This window comes from Streptomyces sp. P9-2 (assembly GCF_051903975.1).
Taxonomy (GTDB): domain Bacteria; phylum Actinomycetota; class Actinomycetes; order Streptomycetales; family Streptomycetaceae; genus Streptomyces; species Streptomyces cellulosae.
The window spans coordinates 734,676-753,226 of record NZ_CP192633.1; the positions used below are offsets into that span (position 1 = coordinate 734,676).

The window sequence follows — 18,551 nt, forward strand, 5'->3', positions numbered from 1 at the left end:
CGTCGGTGTCCTGGCGTGCGACTAGGATCTGCATCGAACAGCTGATGCAGCGGATCGGCATCAGTCACTCCACCGCCCACCTGCGGTTCGGCGACGACTGGAAGCTCCAGCCGCGCGCGCTGGACGCCGGCCCCGGCTGGGAGGACCGGCTGGCGGTGCGGGAGGACGGGCTGGTGCAGGAGAGCGGTCGGGTCCGCATATACCTGGCCGGGCAAGCCGCCTCCGCGGAGCAGCGGGCGAAGGTGGACTGTGCGGCCCGCCGCGAGTACCAGGTGCTCCAGGGAATCAATCACCGCGGCATCGTGCAGGCGGCACAGATCCGCGAGCACCAGGGCGGTCCCGCGATCCTCTTCCGGCACCGCGAGTCCGACCTGCGGCTTGACGCCTACCTTGACGCGTACGGCGGCCGGCTCACCCCTGCGGTGCGGCTCGACCTGGTGCGCCAGCTCGCCGAGGCGGTCCGCTACGCACACCACCGCTCCCTGTACCACCGGGCGCTCGCCGCCCGTTCCGTCTACGTGTCGGCCCGGGAGGACGGCAGCGAACCGGTGCTGCGCATTGCCGACTGGCAGACCGCAGCCCGCGACGCTGGATCTGGGGCTCTCCCGCGCTCTGCGCATCTCACAGGCCGCGGCGGGGGTCCGGCCGGAGAGCGGCATACCGCTCGAGGACCTGCTGTCCCGGGTGCGGGCGCGGTTCCCCGGGCTGGCCGTGCTGGACGAGACGACGTACGTCGAGCTGTCCGAGGCGCTGGCCGAGGCGGGTTTTCCGCTGGACTGGGACACCGAGCGACGGCGCTTCTTCCCGAAGGCCGAGGAAGGCCGCAGCAGTTGGCTGGCCCTGTCGTCCTCGGTACTGACCAGCACCAGCTCCCTGTACGCGGCGGCCCAGGGCCGGATCGCCGAGGGCCGTGACCCACGTGAGGTGCTGTCCGCGCGGCTGACGGAGTCCCGTCGCCTCGGCGGCTTCCTCGCGCTCACCCTCAAGGGTCCGGATCTGCCGGGTGTCGCCGACGCGCTGGCCGCCCGGTACGACACGGCGACGGTTTCGCTGAGCGCGGTGTTCCCGGACGCGCTGCGGGAGCTGGCCGAGGAGCAGTCGGTGCGCTGGCAGGCGCTGCTGAAGGCGGACGCGAAATTCACGGCGACGGGCACGCTGGGTGCGGCGCTCGCCTCGTACACGCGGCTCGCGGCGGAGCGGGTACGGCAGCGGGTCGTGGACGTCGTGGAGGGGGCGGGCCCGCGCTCGGTGGTCCTGCTGCACGAGGCCGGTCTGATCGCCCGCTACTGGGACGCCGGCGGCCGTGAGCTACTGGCCGGCCTCCAGCAGGCGGCCCGCCGCCCTGCGGACACCCCGCACGGCCTGTGGCTGCTGCTGCCGACGGAGGACCCGCGCGCCACGCCCACTCTGGACGGCCGGACGGTGGAGGTGGTGGACCGGGCGACGGAGTGGGAGGTGCTGAACGGGCTGTTCCTCAAGGACCTCCGGTCCGCGGCCGTAGAGCCCTGACGGCACCGGCGTACACCCGTAAGGCTCGATCTGGCACCTGACTTCCCCATTCTGCTTGCCACTCCGTCCTACCGGCGATTCACTTGCACGAAACCGGGTGAAGCTAGCCTGCGAGGGGGGTACTCATGCTCTTGAACTTCAGGGTGGCCAACCACCGCTCGATTCGCGACGAGCTGGAGTGGCAGCTTCAACCGGTGTACGAAGGGGACCGACCGCCGGGCACCGCGTGGGAGGCAGTACCGGTCGCGGGGGTCTTCGGCTCAAACGCGGCCGGCAAGTCCAACGTCGTCGACGCCCTGCGTTACATGGCGGAGATGGTGACCCGGTCACATCTCCTGGCGGAGGACGGCGAGGGCGTGAGCAGGCAGCCCTTCCTCTCCGACGTTCGGGAATCGGACTCCTCCTGGTACGTCGCCGACCTCCTCGTGCGCGGAGTCAGGTACGTCTACGGCTTCGAGGTGGACGACGACCATGTCGTCGGCGAATGGCTGTACGCCTACCCGGAGGGGCGCAAGCGGGTGGTGTTCGAGAGGAACGGGGACGACTTCCGGGTCGGCAGTTCGCAGGACCGTCCCAAGGAACTGCACACGGTCGCCGACGTGACGGCTCCCAACGCGCTGTTCCTGTCCATGGCTGCCCGGTCGAAGACGGCCACGGACATGGTCATCCCGGTGTACCGGTGGTTCCGGAGCGACCTGGTGTTCGGCGGCCCTCTGACGAACGGCCCGATGAACCGCGCGTTGATGCTCAGGAATCTCGCACGCCGGCTGGACCAACGTGGAGAGCCGACCCATCTGCGCGACCTGCTGCGCGTCGCGGACCTCGGCATCGAGGACTTTCGCGTGGAGACGGTCGAGGAGGAGCTGTACTCCCCGCGATCCGCATCCCGGGGTGCCGAGACGGAAGCGCTCTTCGACATGCCGCGGACGTACCGACGGACGCGCCACGAACTGCTTCTAAGGCACACCGGCAGGAATGGCCCGTTCGATGTGCCGCTGAACGCGGAATCCGCCGGTACGCAGGCGCTGGTGGAGTACGCGTTCACGCTGGAGGGGATGACTCGCCGCGGGGGCACTCTGGTCGTGGACGAGTTGGGCAGCAGTCTCCACCCGCGGCTCAGCGCCTTTCTCGTCGGCCTCTTCCAGGACCCGGAACGCAATCCTCACGGCGCCCAGTTGCTGTTCACCAGCCATGATGTGAGCCTGCTGGGCCGCAGGGCCGGCAAGGACATCCTGAAGCGGGACCAGATTTGGTTCGTGGCGAAAAACGAGTTCGGGGAGAGCTCGCTGTATCCGCTGTCCGACTTCCGGCCGCGCCAGGACGAGAACCGGGAGCGGCGCTACCTCAACGGCAGTTACGGCGCGGTACCCATGGTCGACGATACGTTCACTCTGGCGATCGCTAGGCGGGGGGAGACGGATGGCGAGGGATCCGAAGCAGGACGGCCGGAGGAATCCACGGCGTGAGTCCACGCTGCGCCGCAGGCCGGCGTACAGGGACGCATTACCGACGATCCTGGTGGTGTGCGGAGCGAGAAGCACCGAACCGACGTACATCAAAGGCCTGCTGAGAGTGGTGGACAACCGCGCCGTCGATGTGCAGGTCAAGGTCTGTCCGCAGGACCCGGTGTCCGTAGTCCGGCACGCGGCCGGTGAGCGCACACGGGCCCGCGATCATTACGAACGCACGTGGTGTGTTCTCGACGTGGACAATTTCGCGCACCTGGACGAGGCGCTACGGCTCGCCCGCGACGAGCGCATCGACATCGCCCTGTCGAACCCGTGCTTCGAGCTGTGGCTGTTGCTCCACTTCCGCGACCACCGCGCCCCGGTCGACGGCTTCCGCCAGGCTGAGCGGCATCTCCTACCCCACCACAGCGGTTACAGCAAGGCTGCGAACAGATTTACCTTCGGCCTCTACCGCGAGGCGTGGCCGCAGGCCGTGGAACGGGCGCGAGTGCTGGCGAAGCCGGGTGAGGAACACAAGCGGAATCCGTCGAGCGGAATGTGGCGACTGGTCCGGGAGATCGTCCCGGCGCACCTGCAGAACTGACTTCCGCGCGGACGCGTCCGTCCTGGTTGAGACGACGTCGAGGCACCTGCGCGCGTCGGCAGCGGGTGAACAGCTCGGGTTAGCCAGAAGGCCGAATCCGTTCGATCTCGCATCTTTCGTACCTGTACGTAGGGTGAAGGTGGCACATGACTAGCAGCGAATACGACGAATATGAAGCTGTCATCAGAGTCCCGAAAGGAGCCGATCTCTCACAGTCGAGAAATACCGCCGGCGCTCGCCGTGGACTCACACGCGACCCTCAAACCAAGAAGCTGGGCCACGCCGAAATTTTTTTGAAGGACGAGAACGAGGCGGATTCATCAACGGAACCTCCGCCGATCTTCATCCACGTCGGCGGGGACAGACCAGAACCCCAGCCGAAGGAGCGTGTGGAAGTTGAAGATGTGCTCAACGCCCTGGTAGCCCTGCACGAGATCATCAAGGCCGCGGAGAAGGTTGCGCCACACCTCAAGAGGTGGTGGAGCGATCAGGCGCTTCCGTTCATGAAATCGACACGGAAAAGATTCATGCGAACCGGCAAGGCTGCCGTTCAGGCCGCTCAGGACGAGTCGGCCGCCTTGATCGAATCAACGCCCGCAGAAACCTCGCAAGAAGTGATCGCCGCTCTCGAGAAGTACCGAGCCAGCATGAGCAGTGCAGAAGCGCAACAACTTTTCACTGCGGCTCTGATCTCCAGATTGCTCAGCGAAGAGCAGATGAGAGTTCTGCGCAATGCTCAGATGGAGGATGAGAATGGCTCTTTGGATTTGAGAGTGCTGGGGACGCTCACACCTCAGCAAGTCGATGACAGTATCAAGTTGATACTTGAGACGAGCCCTTCGTTGCTCGACGGAGAGATCAGGGAGGCGCTGCGTCTGCCTGACGGCTCCAGATGAGGCCGGCGCACCGGGACCACGTCGTTCTCCTCGGAGAACACCCGGCTCGAACGCCCTGTCAGGCGTTGCAGTGTGTTTCGCATCCAGTCGTCGCGAGGGAGCCACCGTGCGGTGTGTCGGTCAGCCGGAAGGATGCGGCAACGCGTCCAGTAAGGCCCGACTACCCGCGCGCCTGGTGGTACGCACACCGCACCTGACAGGCCTTCGTCCCCTCACAGAAACAGGAGTGTGCTGTGCAACGTCGACGCCTCTTGGCCGTGGCGGCAGCGCTGGTCGTCGCATCCGGCTGCTCGTCCCAGGACGATGAAGCCCCGCCCTCGGTCTCGGCACCCTCGTCCTCGGCCTCCGAGTCTTCCGACGGTGCCCGTGAAGCCGTCGAGGCCTATGTGCGGGCCCTCAACTCCCGCAGCGCCACCGAGTTGATCTCGGTCGGGGGTGTCGAGGACCAGGAATGGTCCCGGCAGGAGGCCGAGCGGATCCTCGCCGACCGGGGCGGACGCGGTTGGAAGATCAAGGATGTGCGGATCCAGCACGACATGGGCCCGGACGTCGGCTCGGCCCGCCTCCTCGCCGAGGACAGGGCGGGCGAGTCCCTGCGTGACACCTTCACCGTCACACGGGAGAAGGGCGCCTGGCACCTGACGGTGTTCACCGGCCAGCCCGCCGAACCGGGCAAGGAGTCCGCCGCGACCGACGAGCCGCGTTCCTGACGATCACTGGCGTGGTGGCCGAGTCCGGCGATCCGGCCCGGGCCACCACGCCGCAGGGCACGGCGAGCCGGAGGGTGCAACTCATCCGCCGCCGGGCTCGACGGCCGTTCGGCCCTTCCGGCAGCGGCGGCCGGTCCGTTCGGCCCGTCGTTCCGCGTCGCCGCCGAACTCCAGAATCGCAGTGCGCGCAGACGCCGGCGCTCCTGTTACCGGAGTGTGCCCGGCGCGCGGCCTCGCTCCGTGTCCTCCTGGTCCCGCCGACGGGCCTGACCATGACCCGACGTCAGGCACCGCTGCGCACGGGCCCGTGGTCGTGGCATCATCGGCTGGCGCCACGCCGGCTTCTCGGGGGAACTCCATGGCGGATCGGTTAAGTTCACGTCGCTCGTCGTACTGGGCCACGGGCGCCCTCTGCGGCACCGTGGCCGCGCTGAGCGCGACCGGTGACATCATCTTCGACCTCTTCGACGGGTCGACAGCCGTCGCCGTGGGGGGCGGGACGGCGGTGTTGATCGGTGGCCTCGCCTGGTACCACTCGGCGCGCGCCCAGCCAGGCACGGCGGTCGCGCAGCCGGCCGCACGCGGTGTGGTACGGCACGAACTGCCGTCCACCGCCCCCTGGGTGGGTCGCCGGACGCTGCTCGACGGCTTACTCGCCACGCTCCGGGACGTCCCGGCGCCGACGGGCGGAACCCTGTCCGTCGGCCTCTCGCACAGCCAGTCGAAGATCGTAGCCGTGCATGGGGCGCCCGGCACGGGGAAGACGACGCTCGCCCTCAACGCGGCGCACCGGGTGAAGGACGACTACCCCGACGGCCAGCTGCACCTCGCGCTGCGGGGTGACGGCGACGAGCCCATGACGAGTGCGGACGCTCTGGAGGAGCTTCTGCTGAGGCTCGGTGTCGCACGTGCGGACATCCCCGCCCGCGTCGCGGACCGGGCCGCGCGCCTGCGGACGCTGACCAACGACCTGCGACTGCTGATGGTCCTCGACAACGCGCACAGCGCCGAACAGGTGCGCCCCCTGCTGCCGGTGGGGGCGGGGTGCGCGGTGCTGATCACGAGCCGCAGGGCGCTGTCCGTCGGGGACGTGGCCCGTCCTCCCGTGCACGTGTCCCTGCCGAACGAGGACGACGCGCTGAGTGTCCTCGCGCACTGGGCCGGCGAGGAGCGCATCGCCGCCGATCTCGCCACCGCCCTCAGGATCACGCGGTTCTGCGGCAGGCTCCCTCTGGCCCTGCACATCGTCGGCTCGAAGCTCAGGAACCGGCCGGACCTGAGTCTGGCCCAGATGCGGGCCCGCCTCGAGGACGAGCGGGAGCGCCTGCGGGAGCTCTCCCGTTCCGACAGCAGCCTGGATGCCTGTCTGGGTTTCAGCCACCGGGAGCTGACGGAGCCCACGCGGGCGGCCTTCGATCTGATCGCCTCGTTACCGGCGGGACGGCTCACCGACTGGCACTTCGCGTCCGTCCTGGAGTCCCGGAGAACAGCCGTCGAGGCCTGTGACGAGCTGGTCGAGGTCAGTCTGATGGAGGCCGACGGCGGTGGGGAGGCGGACCGCGGCTACCGCGTCCACGACCTGATCCGGGTCTACGCGGCCGAGCAGTACGACCGGCTGCCGCCGGACGACCGGCGGCAATTGGAGGCCCGACTGGTACGGGCGCTCCGGGACGCCGTCGTCCACCTCGCCGCGTCGCGCGCTCCGGAGCTCGCGGCGGAGGTGTCCACGGAGCGGGTCGCCGGCCTGGACCGGTCGTCGGCCGCCGCATGGGTCTCGGGCGAGCAGAAGCGGCTGGAGTGGGCCATCGGCCGGGGCCGGAGCCTCGGCATGGGCACGGAAGCGGCCGAGATCGGCGAGGCGCTGTCGTACTTCCTCAACGACATCACCCTGCCGTCCGGCGCCGCGGACTGGCTGTTCGGCGCGCCGTCCGGGGCCCGGCCGCGGGTGCGACGCAGTCTGCGGCGGGCCCGCGCGACGATGGCGCTGGCCGAGGGTGCGCCGGACACGGCACTGTCGCTGCTGGTGTCCGACGACACGGAGACAGAAGAGAGGCCGGACGCCGTGGACCGGGCCAGGGACGAGATGATCGTCGCCGCCGCACACGCGGCCAAGCGCGACTTCCGGGACGCCCTGCGGCACATGACCGGGGCGGTGGACGGGTTGCGGACGGCCGGTGACTCCTGGCACGTCCTGAACTCCCTCGAAAAGCTCGGTGAGTTCCAAAGGTGGCGGGGCAAGCCGGAACTCGCGGAGCGGAGTCAGCGGGAGGCGCTGCGGCTGGCCGAGCAGACCGGTGACCTCCGGGCGTGCGCGCGGCTGCGGCGGACCCTCGCGGAGACCCTCGGTTACCTGCGCCGGCCGGTGGAGGCGGCGCCCCTGCTGGAGGAGGCGGTCCACGACTTCCGCGTACTGAACGACCGCAGATGGGAGGGCGCCTCCCTCTACGCCCTCGGCAAGATCTACCGTCTCCTCGGCCGCCGTGACGAAGCGCTCGACTGCTACCGGCGGGCGGAGGAGATCTTCGGGCCGATGGGCGAACGGCACTGGGTGGGGCGGGTCATGAACGCCAGGATCCGCGTCCTGGCCGGTATGGGCGGCCTGGAGGCGGCCCGCGAGACGGCCGGGTCGGCGATCGAGATCTTCCGGCAGCTCGGCGATGAGATGTGGGTCGCCCACACCCAGCGGGACGTCGGCTGGCTGCACCTGAAGGCGGGCCGGCCCGCGGAGGCCCTCGGGCCGCTCACCCATGCCGTCGAAGTGACCGAGCGGGCCGGTGACGCCTACGCCAACGCCATGGCCCGTCATCTGCGCGGGGTCGCCCACCGCGACCTCAGCCGCCCGGCGGAGGCGCACGCCGACTTCGACGCCGCCCTCTCGGTCTACCGGTCGGGGGACTACGCGTGGAACGAGGCGGCCGTGGTCCACGACGTCGTCCGCGCCCTGCGGGCGGAGGGCCGGTCCGAGGAGGCCGCCGCCCTGGAGACCGGCACCGCCGCGGCCAACCCGTTGTTCACGGGGATGCACGGGCGGAACGGCGCCGAAGCCGTCCCCGACGAGGACTGACGGCCTTCCGCGTGCCGCCTTCCGGCCTCCGGCCGGGTGCCGCGCGTCCGTCCTCCGGATGTTCCCGGGGGCCGTCGCGTCCGGCCTCGCGCGGCGGGTCGTGGCGGGCCGGGAGGCGCGTCCCGGCCCGTCAGGTCAGTGCGGTGCGAGGGCCTCGGCGCCGCCCATGACCGGCTCCGCCGTCAGAACCACTTCGTACAGGTCCAGGAACCGCCGACGCCGTCGTACTGCTCGACACAGGCCCGGTAGGCGTGGCTGTTCCACACCATGGCGGTGTACGCCTGGTGGTTGGGCGAGGCGTGCTCCGTGTACGGGTCGCGGTTTTTGATCTCGAGCTTGAAGCGCCAGTTGCTGTTGGCCTTCTGGATGCGGGCCCAGGCCGCGCTGCAGGACGGTGAGACCCGCAGCTCGGCCTCCGGGCCGCCGCCGGCCGGCGTGACCTTGCTGCCCTTGAGCGTGTAGGCGTCGGCGCCGCAGCCCGACGTCTGCGGGTTCTTGCCGGTGCATCCGGACCCCTTGCAGCTGGCGGCCTGGGCCGTCCCCATGGGCAGCAGCGCCGTCATGGCCACGGCCGCCGTGACGATCCCCAGCGTCTTCTTGAACATGGCGTCCTCTCGGGGAGTCGCCGACTCCCGTGATTGGTGACAGTGTCGGTCAGAAGGTACATATCGACACTCCTGGCCGACACGCACGCCACAGCCGGCGGGTGACGCCGCGGCGACCGTCCCCACTGCGGGGGCGCGGATGCATCGTTCCTGCGGCGCCAGAGCCCGCTGTCCCCTTTCGGAGCAGCGGTGGTCACGCGAGGTTGACGAGGGCCGACCTCGCCCCGTTCGACGGTTCCCGATCCTCCGCCTTGCGCGATCAACCTCGTGAGCAGCGTGAATGCCGGATCGCACTCCGCGAATAGTTCGATGTGCACGGATCTGCCTGAAGCCGGTGTGTTCGGGCTGGCAGGGATCGGGCGGCGGGCCTTGGGGGGTTCGCCGGGAAATGAGTGCGTCCGCGGTGATCGCGGGGCCGGCTAGCGGGATGGTGAGGTACGGCTGTGACGGTGACGGCTAAGGGGACGCAGGGGGCGGGGGCCCGCTGGACGGCGCGCGGCTGCTGAAGGACCTCCAGGCGCAGGCACGGCTCCTGGAGGACGATCTGCGGGAGCGGACCGAGGCCGAGCCGGAGTTCCGGGACGCGCTGCGGGCGGAGTACGACAAGGCCGTCGCGGCGGAGCGTACGGCCGCCATGTAAGACATGGCGGGACGAGCGGGTCGTGCAGATCGCGGCCGCGTGGGTGCTGGCGTGTGTCTTCGTGCGGTTCAGCGAGGACAACGGGCTGATCCCCGACGCGTGGCTGTCCGGCCCCGGTGACCGCCTGGCGGAGGCGCAGGACCGGCACGACGACTTCTTCCGGCGGAACCCCTCGCTGAACGACCGTGACTGGCTGCTGGCGTCCTTCGAGGCGCTGGGGAAGTCCCACCGGACGGTGGCGGGGCTGTTCGATCCGGCGCACAACCCGTTGTTCGAGGTCCTTCCGTCGTACGAGGCGGCCACGGCGCTGCTCGCGTTCTGGCGGCGGCGCGGGGCGGACGGCGAGGTCGTGCACGACTTCACCGACGGTGAGCTGAACACCCGTTTCCTCGGCGATCTCTACCAGGACCTGTCGGAGCACGCGTGGAAGACGTACGCACTGCTCCAGACGCCGGTGTTCGTGGAGGAGTTCATCCTCGACCTGACGCTGGAACCGGCGGTGGAGGAGTTCGGCCTGACGCCGGCGTGGAAGCACCGGCCCTCCGGGTGGGACGGGGAGGTCTTCGCGGACGGTCCCGGTGGGGAGGAGGTCGTGCGAGGGCTGCGCTGCATCGACCCCGCGTGCGGGTCCGGGCACTTCCTGCTGGGGATGTTCGAGCGGCTGCTGGTCACGTGGCGGGAGGCCGAGCCGGGGACCGAGGCGTGGGTGCTGGTGCGGCGGGCGCTGGAGTCGGTCCACGGGGCCGACAAGAAACCCGTTCGCGGTGGCCATTGCGCGGTGTAGGGCGACTCCGAGGGGGCGCGCGCGGTTCTGGCTGAGCCGGTGCGCTTCGTAGGGGCCATTGCCTGAAGGAGGCGCCGGCGCAGCTCAGTCGGCGTCGAGGTGTTCGCGCAGTTCGTCGAGGCAGTCGTCGTCCGGGCCGGACGAACTGCGGGTCCAGACCAGCGCGGTGTCGCTCGCGTTCTCGTCGCTCTGGTCCGCGATGCGTGCCTCGATCTCCGTGATGAGGTCGGCGCATTCCGGACTGACGTCGGCCGGCTTGTCGTCGGCCGGCGGGGAGTCGGTCAGTGCCTCGGTGGCGACGAGACCCGCCGCGCACAGCACCGCCCACGCGATGAACCAGGTGCGGTGCTTCCTCCGTCTCGGGTTCGGCATGCACGCATCCTAGGTCCGCCAACGGCACGCACCCGTACGCACCTTGCAACCTTCTCCCCTGCTCACAGGTCACAGCTCACAGAAAAGAGGGGGGAAGCAATGATGACCCGTGCCCCGTACCGTTCGCTGCGCGGCCTGGCCGCCGTCACCGCGCTGCTCGCGCTCGCGGCCGTCGGCTGTTCCGAGGCGTCCGAGGTCGTCGACGACGCCAAGGACGGGGCGAAGAAGGCCGCCCGGCAGCGGTCGGTGTTCTCGCTCGACGTGGGGGACTGCTACAACCCGAACGGCGGCAAGGTCGAGGGCGAGGCGTATCTCGCCGAGGTCGTGCCGTGCGACGAGGCGCACCAGGGGGAGGTCGTGGGCGAGTTCGCGCTCGACGGCGGTTCCGAGTACCCCGGGGACGAGAAGGTCGTCGAGATCGCCGACGGGCGCTGCGCCGTCGAGGCGCAGACGTACGCCCCGGACACCTGGGCGCTCCCCAAGGGCGTCGGCCTGTCGCACTACACCCCGACCCGGGAGAGCTGGGCGACCGGCGACCGCGCCGTGAGCTGCACGTACACCGTGGAGAAGGGCACCTTCAAGGGCTCGCTGAACACCGCGAAGTCCTTCGAGCCCGACCAGCTCACGTTCCTGAAGGGGTCGAACGCCGTCTACGAGGCGATGTGGGCCCACCAGCCCGTGTCGGACGACGTCGAGGCCGCCCTGAAGGACTACAAGGCGCAGGCCAGTGCCGTCGCGGCCGCACTCGACACGCACGTCGAGGGACTCGCCGGCATCGACGGCACCGAGGCCGGCAAGCTCCGGGCGACGCTCACCAAGGCGGCCGAGCAGTGGGAGAAGGCCGCGAACGCCCCCGACGCCGACGCCTTCTACCTCGCCTACGACCAGGCGTTCACCCTCATCGACCCGAACAAGACGGTCCCCGCCCGCGAAGAGCTGGGCCTCGCCACCACCGTCCCGGCCGACGACGCGGAGGTCTGGGCGGGCTGAGGGCCGGCCCGGTTCACGCCGGCGGCCAGACGATGCCCGCCTCCTCGAGGACGCGGCCGTACCTGCGGCGCCGGCGCCGGGCGATCAGCAGGCCCAGCCCCCACAGCACGGCGAAGAACAGCCAGACACCCGCGCACACCAGCAGCGCGCCCCCGGAGAAGCCGGTCTGGGACAGCGGGATCAGCATGACCAGCGGCAGGACCAGCAGCAGGATCAGCCCGCGCCGCCGGTGCGTGCGGCTGTGGTCGACCATGATGCGGGCATGGAGGAGGTCCACCTCGCGTCGCGCCTCCGGCAGCGGTTCCAGGCGGCGCCCGCCGGGACGCATGCCCGGCAGCGGGCCGCCGTTCGGGGCGTCCGGGTGGAGCGCGGCGGTGCGCGCCGCCCGCTCCGCCGCGTCCGGCATCCTCCGGAACGCGAAGTACGGGTTCGGGCTGCCCTTGGGCGAGAGCGGCGACAGCCCGTCGTACCGGTAGCCGTACTGCTCGACGACGTACGCGAACGCAGCGAACTGCCGCCACGACCGCTGGGTGTGACGGACGTCGTACCGCTCGGCGCCGCGCGCGCCCTCCCGCAGCAGCGCCTTGAGCTGCGCCTGCAGCAGCATCTCGCCTCCTGGTCGGTCCCGGGCCGTCGTGCCGCGCCGCTATGTCGTGAACACGTGACGATGTGACGTCGGCGGTGGCGCGTCCGTGCGCCACACGGATAGCTTCCTATCACCTGATCGGACCGGTTCCCCAGCTCGGGACCGGTCCGGCGCACGACGGCACAGCTCAAGGGGGACGTCCCAGTGGGTTCTTCCAAGTACCCCACTCTCGGTTTCGACCCGGCACCGGGGGACCTGGAAACGGTCCGGCTGATGGTCAAGGCGATCGGCCGGGTCAACCGGGAGAGCGGTACCGCGCAGACCCAGCTGGGCCGGATCGGCTCGTCCGACGGGATCTGGGACGGCAAGGCCGCCGACACCTTCGTCAAGTCCGTCGACAAGATCCCGCCCTACCTGAAGCGCGCGCTCGACTCCCTCGGCTCCGCCCACCGGGCGCTGGCCGCCTGGGAGACCAGCCTCGACCGGTTCCAGACGCGGGCCCGCGCCCTGGAGGAGGAGGCCGTCGCCGCGGCGAAGAAGGTGAGCGCCGCCAAGGGCGCCCTGGACGGCCTGCCGGACGACACCTCCGGGATGTCGGACGAGGAGAAGGAGAAGCACGACAAGTCCGCGAAGGACAAGCGACGCGCGTACGAGACGGCCGACGGTGAGCTGGAGGCCGTGCGGAGCCGCGCCCGCACCCTGCACTCCGAGTACGTCACCGCGGCGGACACCACGGCCCGCGCCCTGAAGGACGCGGCGGACGACGCCCCGCCCGAGCCCGGCTGGTTCGACGACCTCGTCGACGGTCTCACCGAGTTCCTCTCCGACGCGTGGGACACGATCACCGACCCCAACTTCTGGAAGCTCGTCGGCGACCTCCTCGCCGACATCGCCATGGTCATCGGCGTGGTGTGCCTGGTCGCGATGCTGCTCGGCACCGGTGTGGGCGCGCTCGGCCTCATCGGCTTCCTCGTCGGCCTGGGCGCGCTGGCCGCGCACGGCGCCGCCATGGCCGGCGGGGCCGAGGGCGTCACCTGGGAGACCCTCGCCTGGGACGCGCTCGGCGTGGTCGCGGGCGGGGTGGGCCTGGCCGGGGCCAAGCTCGCTCAGGGAGGACGGCTGCTGGTGCAGTCCGGCAGGTCGCTGCGGGCGGCCGAGGGCTTCATGGCGACACTCGGCAAGATCGGGTCCGGCGGCTGGGGCAACATCGCGAAGATCCCCAGCGGCATGGCCAACTCGATGCGCGGTCTCGCCATGGCGGGCCGCGGCTGGGTGCACGTCGCCACCGGGACGGCACTGGACTTCACCGGCACCGTCACCGGGGTCGGCCTCGCCGCCGGCTCCAACGCCAACGACAGCCGCTGGACGGACGGCGACTGGAACGTCCCGGACATCCCCGTCGTCGGCCCGATCGCCGGCTTCGCCGCCTACGAGCCGCCGGACGACGAGCCCGCCACCCTGGCGCCGGGCCCCCTGGGCACCCGGTTCGACCCGGCCGGCACGCTCACCTCGGCCGGCGACAGCTTCAGCAGGCATCTGGGCCAGTCGGACCTCGGGACCGCCGCATGACGCGGAGCCCCGTCGAGGCGGCGGACGGCCGGCAGGTGCCCTACGCGTTCCGCTGCACGGTTCCCGACGAGTTCGTGCGGCTTCCCGACCCCGGCGCCGTCGACGGCTGGTACGAGTCGCTGGTCCGGCTGGTCCCCGACGCCGACGAGACGCACCTGGCCGCGGTCGCGCAGCAGCTGCGCGCCGCCCTTCCGGGGCTGTCCCGGGGCGGGGAGGAGACGGTCGACATGACCGCGCTGTGCCTGGGCACCGAGGACGTCGGGGGCGAGGAGCGCCTGTCGATGGGGCTGCTGGCGGTGACCGTCCGGCCGAGCGGACACCGCGACCGGCTGCTGACCGCCGAGGGCATCTACCGGGCCAAGGAGCGGCGGTTCTTCTCCGGGGAGAGCGACCTGCGTGAGCTGGACTTCCCCCTGGGCAAGGGGGTGCAGGGCCGCCAGGACATGGTGCTGGCGGCCAAGCTGCCCTGCGGCCCGGGGGTGATGTCGACGTCGCTGCGAATGGTCACCCTGCCGTCCCGCCTGATCGCCGAGGCCGGCCTCGGCGACCTCGCCGCCGGGGAGGACGTACGCCCGCAGCTCCCCATGGCGACGCTGCAGCTGGTCGTTCCCGCCCCGCGCGACTACTGCGTGTACGTGACGATCTCGACGCCGTCGGTGTTCCTGCTCGACTCCTACAGTGCGCGGCTGGCCCGCATCGGGCGCACCTTCAGCTTCGACGGGCCGGACGAGCCAGGTCAGGGCGCGGGCTGACGAGGGCTCATGTGCCGCCCTCGGCACGCTTCTTGCGCAGCTCCTGCGACAGCTTCCCGTCGAGTCCGAGGAACTCGTCGGACGCCTTCCGCGCGAACTTCGACACGCCCTTGGTCAGCTTCGCCAGTTCGCCGAAGCCGTAGTCCCAGGATTCGGCGAAGTCGTCGCAGGCCGACTCCAGACCGCTGTGGCCGATCTGGCGGGCGTCGGCGTGCTTCAGCTCCTTGGACGCCGACTTCATCTGGCCGCCGCTGGTCTCCAGCGTGCCGGCCATCCACAGGACCTCGTCACTGGCGAACCTCAGGAACGACACCTCTCGCCCTCCACTCCTCGACCGCCGGTCCGGACATGATGCCCCAGCCGCACGGATCCGGTGCCGGCGGTGTCCCGGCTAGTCACCGCCCCCGCCCCCGTCTCCCCCACCGCCGTCCCCGCCGTCCCAGCCGCCGCCCCCGTCTCCGGCGTCGCCTCCGTCGCTGCCCCAGCCGTCGTTGCCGCCGGGTTCGTTGTCGTCGCGGCCTCGGCCGAGGTTGCTGAACCAGGGCTGGTCCCAGCCGTCGTCGGTGTCGCGGTGGTGGCGGGCCGGGCGGAAGCGGGCCAGGCCTGTGGCGTCGCCGAGGCCGAAGGAGACCGCGACCGCGTGGGCCATGACCGCGTCCAGCGGGTCGGGGCTCTCGTGGCGGACCTCGGCCAGTGGCAGCAGCAGGGTGCCGGGGGCCGGTTCGGCCCTTCGCGGCGGGCGGATCAGCAGGGCGACCGGGGTGTCGCCGCGGAACAGCCGGGATGCCTCCGGGTCCGCGCGGCGCAGCGTCCACTGCCGGTCGGGGAGCCCGATCTCCACCGTGCTCCTCGACTTGCGGAACTTCTTGCGCAGGACCAGACGGGCCGCGGCGTCCCCGACGGTCAGCACCAGGCCGGTGCCTCCGTCGCCGTGGCCGAGGAATCCGTACGGCGCGCGCAGGCGTACGGCGGGGGCGTGCGGGCCCCAGGCGTCGACGCGGGCCTGGCGGCGGTCCACGGCGACGGCTATCGGACCGGCGGGGCCGTGCGCGTAGCGGCGGGCGATCCACAGCGGGACGCCCTCCTGCTGTGCCCGCGTGGCGAGGGCGGCGACCTGCTCCGGGCCGCCGCAGCGGCGTACCGCTAGCTCGCCCAGCGCGTGGGCGAAGGCGGACGCCTGACGCACCTTCAGCGGGACGCAGGAGCCCGTGGCCCGGGTGACCGGGACCGGGCCGGCACCTTGCGGAAGGGACGCCAATGGACGTTCGACGCCTCCGCCGCCCAGCCAGGCGCCCCGCAGGAACGCTTCCGCCATGGCGGCGAGGTTCAGCTCCTCCAGCGGGGTCGTCCGGCCGCCCCTGCGCAGTCCGGCCTCGCTGAGGTGCACGGTCCGCGCGAGCGGATTGCGGGAGCGTTCCCCGTACAGCACCTGGTCCATCGCCGTCCCCTCCCGCTTCGGCCGTCGTCTGCTGAGACTGCGGACCGTCGGGGTGCGGTTCCGTGGTCCTGGTGAGGTACGGCGAAGGCCCGGCGCCTCCGTCCTCGTGGACGGGGCGCCGGGCCTTCGTTCAGGCTCTGGCGACCTCAGGTCGTCAGTGGGCGTGCCCGTGGCCGTGGCCGGCGGCGGCCGGCTCTTCCTCTTCCTTCTTCTCGACGACCAGGGTCTCGGTCGTCAGCAGGAGGGAGGCGATGGAGGCGGCGTTCTCCAGGGCGGAGCGGGTGACCTTGACCGGGTCGATGACGCCGGCCTTGATCAGGTCGCCGTACTCGCCGGTGGCGGCGTTGAAGCCCTGGCCCTTCTCGAGCTCGGCGACCTTCGAGGTGATGACGTAGCCCTCGAGGCCGGCGTTCTCGGCGATCCAGCGCAGCGGCTCGACGGCGGCCTTGCGGACCACGGAGACACCGGTGGCCTCGTCGCCGGTCTTGCCGAGGTTGCCCTCGAGGACCTTGACGGCGTGGACCAGCGCGGAGCCACCACCGGAGACGATGCCCTCCTCGACCGCGGCGCGGGTCGCGGAGATGGCGTCCTCCAGACGGTGCTTCTTCTCCTTCAGCTCCACCTCGGTGGCGGCGCCGACCTTGATCACGCACACGCCGCCGGCCAGCTTCGCGAGGCGCTCCTGGAGCTTCTCGCGGTCCCAGTCGGAGTCCGTGGCCTCGATCTCGGCCTTGATCTGCGCGACGCGGCCCTCCACGTCCTCCTTCTTGCCGGCGCCGTCGACGATCGTGGTGTCGTCCTTGGTGACGGTGACGCGGCGGGCGGAGCCGAGCACGTCCAGGCCGACCTGGTCGAGCTTGAGGCCGACCTCCTCGGAGACGACCGTGGCGCCGGTGAGGACCGCCATGTCCTGCAGCATCGCCTTGCGGCGGTCACCGAAGCCGGGCGCCTTGACGGCGACGGCGTTGAAGGTGCCGCGGATCTTGTTGACCACCAGGGTCGACAGGGCCTCGCCCTCGACGTCCTCGGCGATGATCAGCAGCGGCTTGGAGGCGTTGGCCTGGATGATCTTCTCCAGCAGCGGCAGCAGGTCCGCGATGGCGGAGATCTTGCCCTGCGTGATGAGGATCTGCGGCTCGTCGAGGACGGCCTCCATGCGCTCCTGGTCCGTCACGAAGTACGGCGACAGGTAGCCCTTGTCGAAGGCCATGCCCTCGGTGAAGTCCAGCTCCAGACCGAAGGTGTTGGACTCCTCGACGGTGATGACACCGTCCTTGCCGACCTTGTCCATCGCCTCGGCGATGAGCTCGCCGACCTGCTGGTCCTGGGCGGACAGCGCGGCGACGGCGGCGATGTCGGACTTCTCGTCGATCGGACGCGCGGTGGCGAGGAGGTCCTCGGACACGGCGGCGACCGCGGCGTCGATGCCCTTCTTCAGGGCGGCCGGGGAGGCGCCGGCGGCGACGTTCTTCAGGCCCTCGCGGACCAGCGCCTGGGCCAGCACGGTGGCGGTGGTGGTGCCGTCACCCGCGATGTCGTTGGTCTTGGTCGCCACCTCCTTCACCAGCTGCGCGCCGAGGTTCTCGTACGGGTCCTCGATCTCCACCTCGCGGGCGATCGTGACACCGTCGTTGGTGATGGTGGGGGCGCCGAACTTCTTGTCGATGACGACGTTGCGGCCCTTGGGGCCGATCGTCACCTTGACCGTGTCGGCAAGCTTGTTGACGCCGCGCTCGAGGGCGCGACGGGCGTCCTCGTCGAACTTCAGGATCTTCGCCATGGCAGCGGGAGCCCTCTCGGAAATCTAGATGAAATCACTGCGCCCCTGGGCCGCCCGGCTCCTTGTCGGATGCTGGGGCCAGGGGCGCAGTGTTCGAGCAGAAGTACTTGCTACGAGGTCGAGTTCTCCGGGGGCAGGCCCCGGGGTCCCCTTACGTCTCGACTACTTCTCGACGATTTACTTCTCGACGATCGCGAGGACGTCGCGGGCCGAGAGGACGAGGTACTCCTCGCCGTTGTACTTGACCTCGGTGCCGCCGTACTTGCTGTACAGAACGACGTCGCCGACCTTCACGTCGAGCTCGACGCGCTTGCCGTCCTCGAAGCGGCCCGGACCGATGGCCAGGACGACGCCCTCCTGGGGCTTCTCCTTCGCGGTGTCCGGAATGACCAGGCCCGAAGCCGTGGTCTGCTCGGCGTCGAGCGGCTGGACCACGATGCGGTCCTCGAGCGGCTTGATGGCAACCTTGGAGCTGGCGGTCGTCACGATCCGACCTCCCCCTTCGGAGATCTCACGGGGTTAACTGTCTGAGGTGGCGACCAGGTCGATCCGTCGTCGCGGGTGCCGGACCTGCCCGTCGCTTTTTTGGCACTCTCCAGGGGGGAGTGCCAGACCCGAGACTATGACCGCGATTAGCACTCGGTCAAGCGGAGTGCCAATTGCCGTGCGGCGCGTCGGGGGGTGGGAGTGTTTTTCGGGCGCGGTCGTCCGGTGGGCGGTGTTGGTGTGAACGCCCGGGGCGCTGCGCCCCGAACCCCCGCTGTCGGCCTGACGGCCTCGTCCTCAAGCGCCGGACGGGCCCGG

Annotated in this window: 17 protein-coding genes and 1 pseudogene; 11 read left to right on the forward strand and 7 right to left on the reverse strand. The window is 70.6% G+C overall.

Features of this window, described 5'->3' with window-relative positions:
* Positions 1–44: 44 nt before the first annotated feature.
* The 7 genes and pseudogenes from ACQY0Z_RS03320 to ACQY0Z_RS03350 form a co-directional block, all read left to right on the forward strand.
* Positions 45–509: pseudogene (locus tag ACQY0Z_RS03320) on the forward strand (protein kinase); the annotation flags it as partial.
* A gap of 49 nt (positions 510–558) precedes the next feature.
* Positions 559–1,509 (forward strand): hypothetical protein, encoded by a 951-nt coding sequence (locus tag ACQY0Z_RS03325; RefSeq protein WP_439813402.1) that lies wholly within the window; start codon positions 559–561, stop codon positions 1,507–1,509.
* A gap of 125 nt (positions 1,510–1,634) precedes the next feature.
* Positions 1,635–2,975 (forward strand): AAA family ATPase, encoded by a 1,341-nt coding sequence (locus ACQY0Z_RS03330; RefSeq protein ID WP_137210850.1) that lies wholly within the window; start codon positions 1,635–1,637, stop codon positions 2,973–2,975.
* Positions 2,929–3,561 (forward strand): RloB family protein, encoded by a 633-nt coding sequence (locus ACQY0Z_RS03335; protein WP_137210851.1) that lies wholly within the window; start codon positions 2,929–2,931, stop codon positions 3,559–3,561. The genes ACQY0Z_RS03330 and ACQY0Z_RS03335 overlap by 47 nt, the downstream gene beginning before the upstream one ends.
* A 146-nt stretch (positions 3,562–3,707) precedes the next feature.
* Positions 3,708–4,457, forward strand: coding sequence for a hypothetical protein (locus tag ACQY0Z_RS03340; RefSeq protein WP_439811813.1), 750 nt, complete (start codon positions 3,708–3,710; stop codon positions 4,455–4,457).
* 233 nt (positions 4,458–4,690) lie between these two features.
* A complete protein-coding gene (locus ACQY0Z_RS03345; RefSeq protein ID WP_137210853.1) occupies positions 4,691–5,167 on the forward strand; it encodes a hypothetical protein in 477 nt (158 codons plus the stop codon).
* Between the two features lie 358 nt (positions 5,168–5,525).
* A complete protein-coding gene (locus ACQY0Z_RS03350; RefSeq protein ID WP_439811814.1) occupies positions 5,526–8,231 on the forward strand; it encodes an NB-ARC domain-containing protein in 2,706 nt (901 codons plus the stop codon).
* 182 nt (positions 8,232–8,413) lie between these two features.
* Here ACQY0Z_RS03350 and ACQY0Z_RS03355 read toward each other — a convergent pair whose 3' ends face one another.
* On the reverse strand, positions 8,414–8,836 hold the full coding sequence (locus ACQY0Z_RS03355) for a DUF2690 domain-containing protein (RefSeq protein WP_439811815.1): 423 nt from the start codon (positions 8,834–8,836) through the stop codon (positions 8,414–8,416).
* A gap of 662 nt (positions 8,837–9,498) precedes the next feature.
* On the opposite strand from ACQY0Z_RS03355, the gene ACQY0Z_RS03360 reads away from it, so the two are divergent.
* Positions 9,499–10,260, forward strand: coding sequence for a hypothetical protein (locus ACQY0Z_RS03360; protein WP_439811816.1), 762 nt, complete (start codon positions 9,499–9,501; stop codon positions 10,258–10,260).
* Between the two features lie 84 nt (positions 10,261–10,344).
* Here the strand turns inward: ACQY0Z_RS03360 and ACQY0Z_RS03365 are convergent, their stop codons facing one another.
* A complete protein-coding gene (locus tag ACQY0Z_RS03365; protein WP_439811817.1) occupies positions 10,345–10,632 on the reverse strand; it encodes a hypothetical protein in 288 nt (95 codons plus the stop codon).
* A gap of 99 nt (positions 10,633–10,731) precedes the next feature.
* Between ACQY0Z_RS03365 and ACQY0Z_RS03370 the strand changes: the two genes are divergently transcribed.
* Positions 10,732–11,622, forward strand: coding sequence for a septum formation family protein (locus tag ACQY0Z_RS03370; RefSeq protein ID WP_266474903.1), 891 nt, complete (start codon positions 10,732–10,734; stop codon positions 11,620–11,622).
* A 13-nt stretch (positions 11,623–11,635) separates the two neighbouring features.
* Here ACQY0Z_RS03370 and ACQY0Z_RS03375 read toward each other — a convergent pair whose 3' ends face one another.
* Positions 11,636–12,229, reverse strand: a complete 594-nt coding sequence (locus tag ACQY0Z_RS03375) for a hypothetical protein (protein WP_019527929.1) — start codon at positions 12,227–12,229, stop codon at positions 11,636–11,638.
* A 183-nt stretch (positions 12,230–12,412) separates the two neighbouring features.
* Between ACQY0Z_RS03375 and ACQY0Z_RS03380 the strand changes: the two genes are divergently transcribed.
* Positions 12,413–13,777: a putative T7SS-secreted protein gene (locus tag ACQY0Z_RS03380; RefSeq protein WP_439811818.1), complete on the forward strand. Its 1,365-nt coding sequence runs from the start codon at positions 12,413–12,415 to the stop codon at positions 13,775–13,777.
* Positions 13,774–14,529: a hypothetical protein gene (locus ACQY0Z_RS03385; RefSeq protein ID WP_439811819.1), complete on the forward strand. Its 756-nt coding sequence runs from the start codon at positions 13,774–13,776 to the stop codon at positions 14,527–14,529. The genes ACQY0Z_RS03380 and ACQY0Z_RS03385 overlap by 4 nt, the downstream gene beginning before the upstream one ends.
* A 7-nt stretch (positions 14,530–14,536) precedes the next feature.
* Here the strand turns inward: ACQY0Z_RS03385 and ACQY0Z_RS03390 are convergent, their stop codons facing one another.
* The 4 genes from ACQY0Z_RS03390 to groES all read right to left on the reverse strand — a co-directional run bounded on the left by ACQY0Z_RS03390 (position 14,537) and on the right by groES (position 18,233).
* Positions 14,537–14,842: a hypothetical protein gene (locus ACQY0Z_RS03390; protein WP_136238198.1), complete on the reverse strand. Its 306-nt coding sequence runs from the start codon at positions 14,840–14,842 to the stop codon at positions 14,537–14,539.
* 78 nt (positions 14,843–14,920) lie between these two features.
* Complete coding sequence (locus tag ACQY0Z_RS03395) at positions 14,921–15,967, reverse strand: hypothetical protein (RefSeq protein WP_439811820.1); 1,047 nt, start codon at positions 15,965–15,967, stop codon at positions 14,921–14,923.
* A gap of 154 nt (positions 15,968–16,121) precedes the next feature.
* A complete protein-coding gene (groL, locus tag ACQY0Z_RS03400) occupies positions 16,122–17,747 on the reverse strand; it encodes a chaperonin GroEL (RefSeq protein WP_019527934.1) in 1,626 nt (541 codons plus the stop codon).
* A 177-nt stretch (positions 17,748–17,924) separates the two neighbouring features.
* Positions 17,925–18,233 (reverse strand): co-chaperone GroES, encoded by a 309-nt coding sequence (gene groES / locus ACQY0Z_RS03405; protein WP_006130737.1) that lies wholly within the window; start codon positions 18,231–18,233, stop codon positions 17,925–17,927.
* Positions 18,234–18,551: the final 318 nt, after the last annotated feature.

What these genes read in the sequence shown, in the direction of transcription:
- ACQY0Z_RS03335 (WP_137210851.1), top strand. Translation starts at nt 2,929, where the DNA reads ATGGCGAGGGATCCGAAGCAGGACGGCCGGAGGAATCCACGGCGTGAG.
- ACQY0Z_RS03370 (WP_266474903.1), top strand. Translation starts at nt 10,732, where the DNA reads ATGATGACCCGTGCCCCGTACCGTTCGCTGCGCGGCCTGGCCGCCGTC.
- ACQY0Z_RS03340 (WP_439811813.1), top strand. Translation starts at nt 3,708, where the DNA reads ATGACTAGCAGCGAATACGACGAATATGAAGCTGTCATCAGAGTCCCG.
- ACQY0Z_RS03395 (WP_439811820.1), bottom strand. Translation starts at nt 15,967, where the DNA reads ATGGACCAGGTGCTGTACGGGGAACGCTCCCGCAATCCGCTCGCGCGG.
- ACQY0Z_RS03385 (WP_439811819.1), top strand. Translation starts at nt 13,774, where the DNA reads ATGACGCGGAGCCCCGTCGAGGCGGCGGACGGCCGGCAGGTGCCCTAC.
- ACQY0Z_RS03330 (WP_137210850.1), top strand. Translation starts at nt 1,635, where the DNA reads ATGCTCTTGAACTTCAGGGTGGCCAACCACCGCTCGATTCGCGACGAG.
- ACQY0Z_RS03375 (WP_019527929.1), bottom strand. Translation starts at nt 12,229, where the DNA reads ATGCTGCTGCAGGCGCAGCTCAAGGCGCTGCTGCGGGAGGGCGCGCGC.
- groL (WP_019527934.1), bottom strand. Translation starts at nt 17,747, where the DNA reads ATGGCGAAGATCCTGAAGTTCGACGAGGACGCCCGTCGCGCCCTCGAG.
- ACQY0Z_RS03350 (WP_439811814.1), top strand. Translation starts at nt 5,526, where the DNA reads ATGGCGGATCGGTTAAGTTCACGTCGCTCGTCGTACTGGGCCACGGGC.
- ACQY0Z_RS03355 (WP_439811815.1), bottom strand. Translation starts at nt 8,836, where the DNA reads ATGTTCAAGAAGACGCTGGGGATCGTCACGGCGGCCGTGGCCATGACG.
- ACQY0Z_RS03365 (WP_439811817.1), bottom strand. Translation starts at nt 10,632, where the DNA reads ATGCCGAACCCGAGACGGAGGAAGCACCGCACCTGGTTCATCGCGTGG.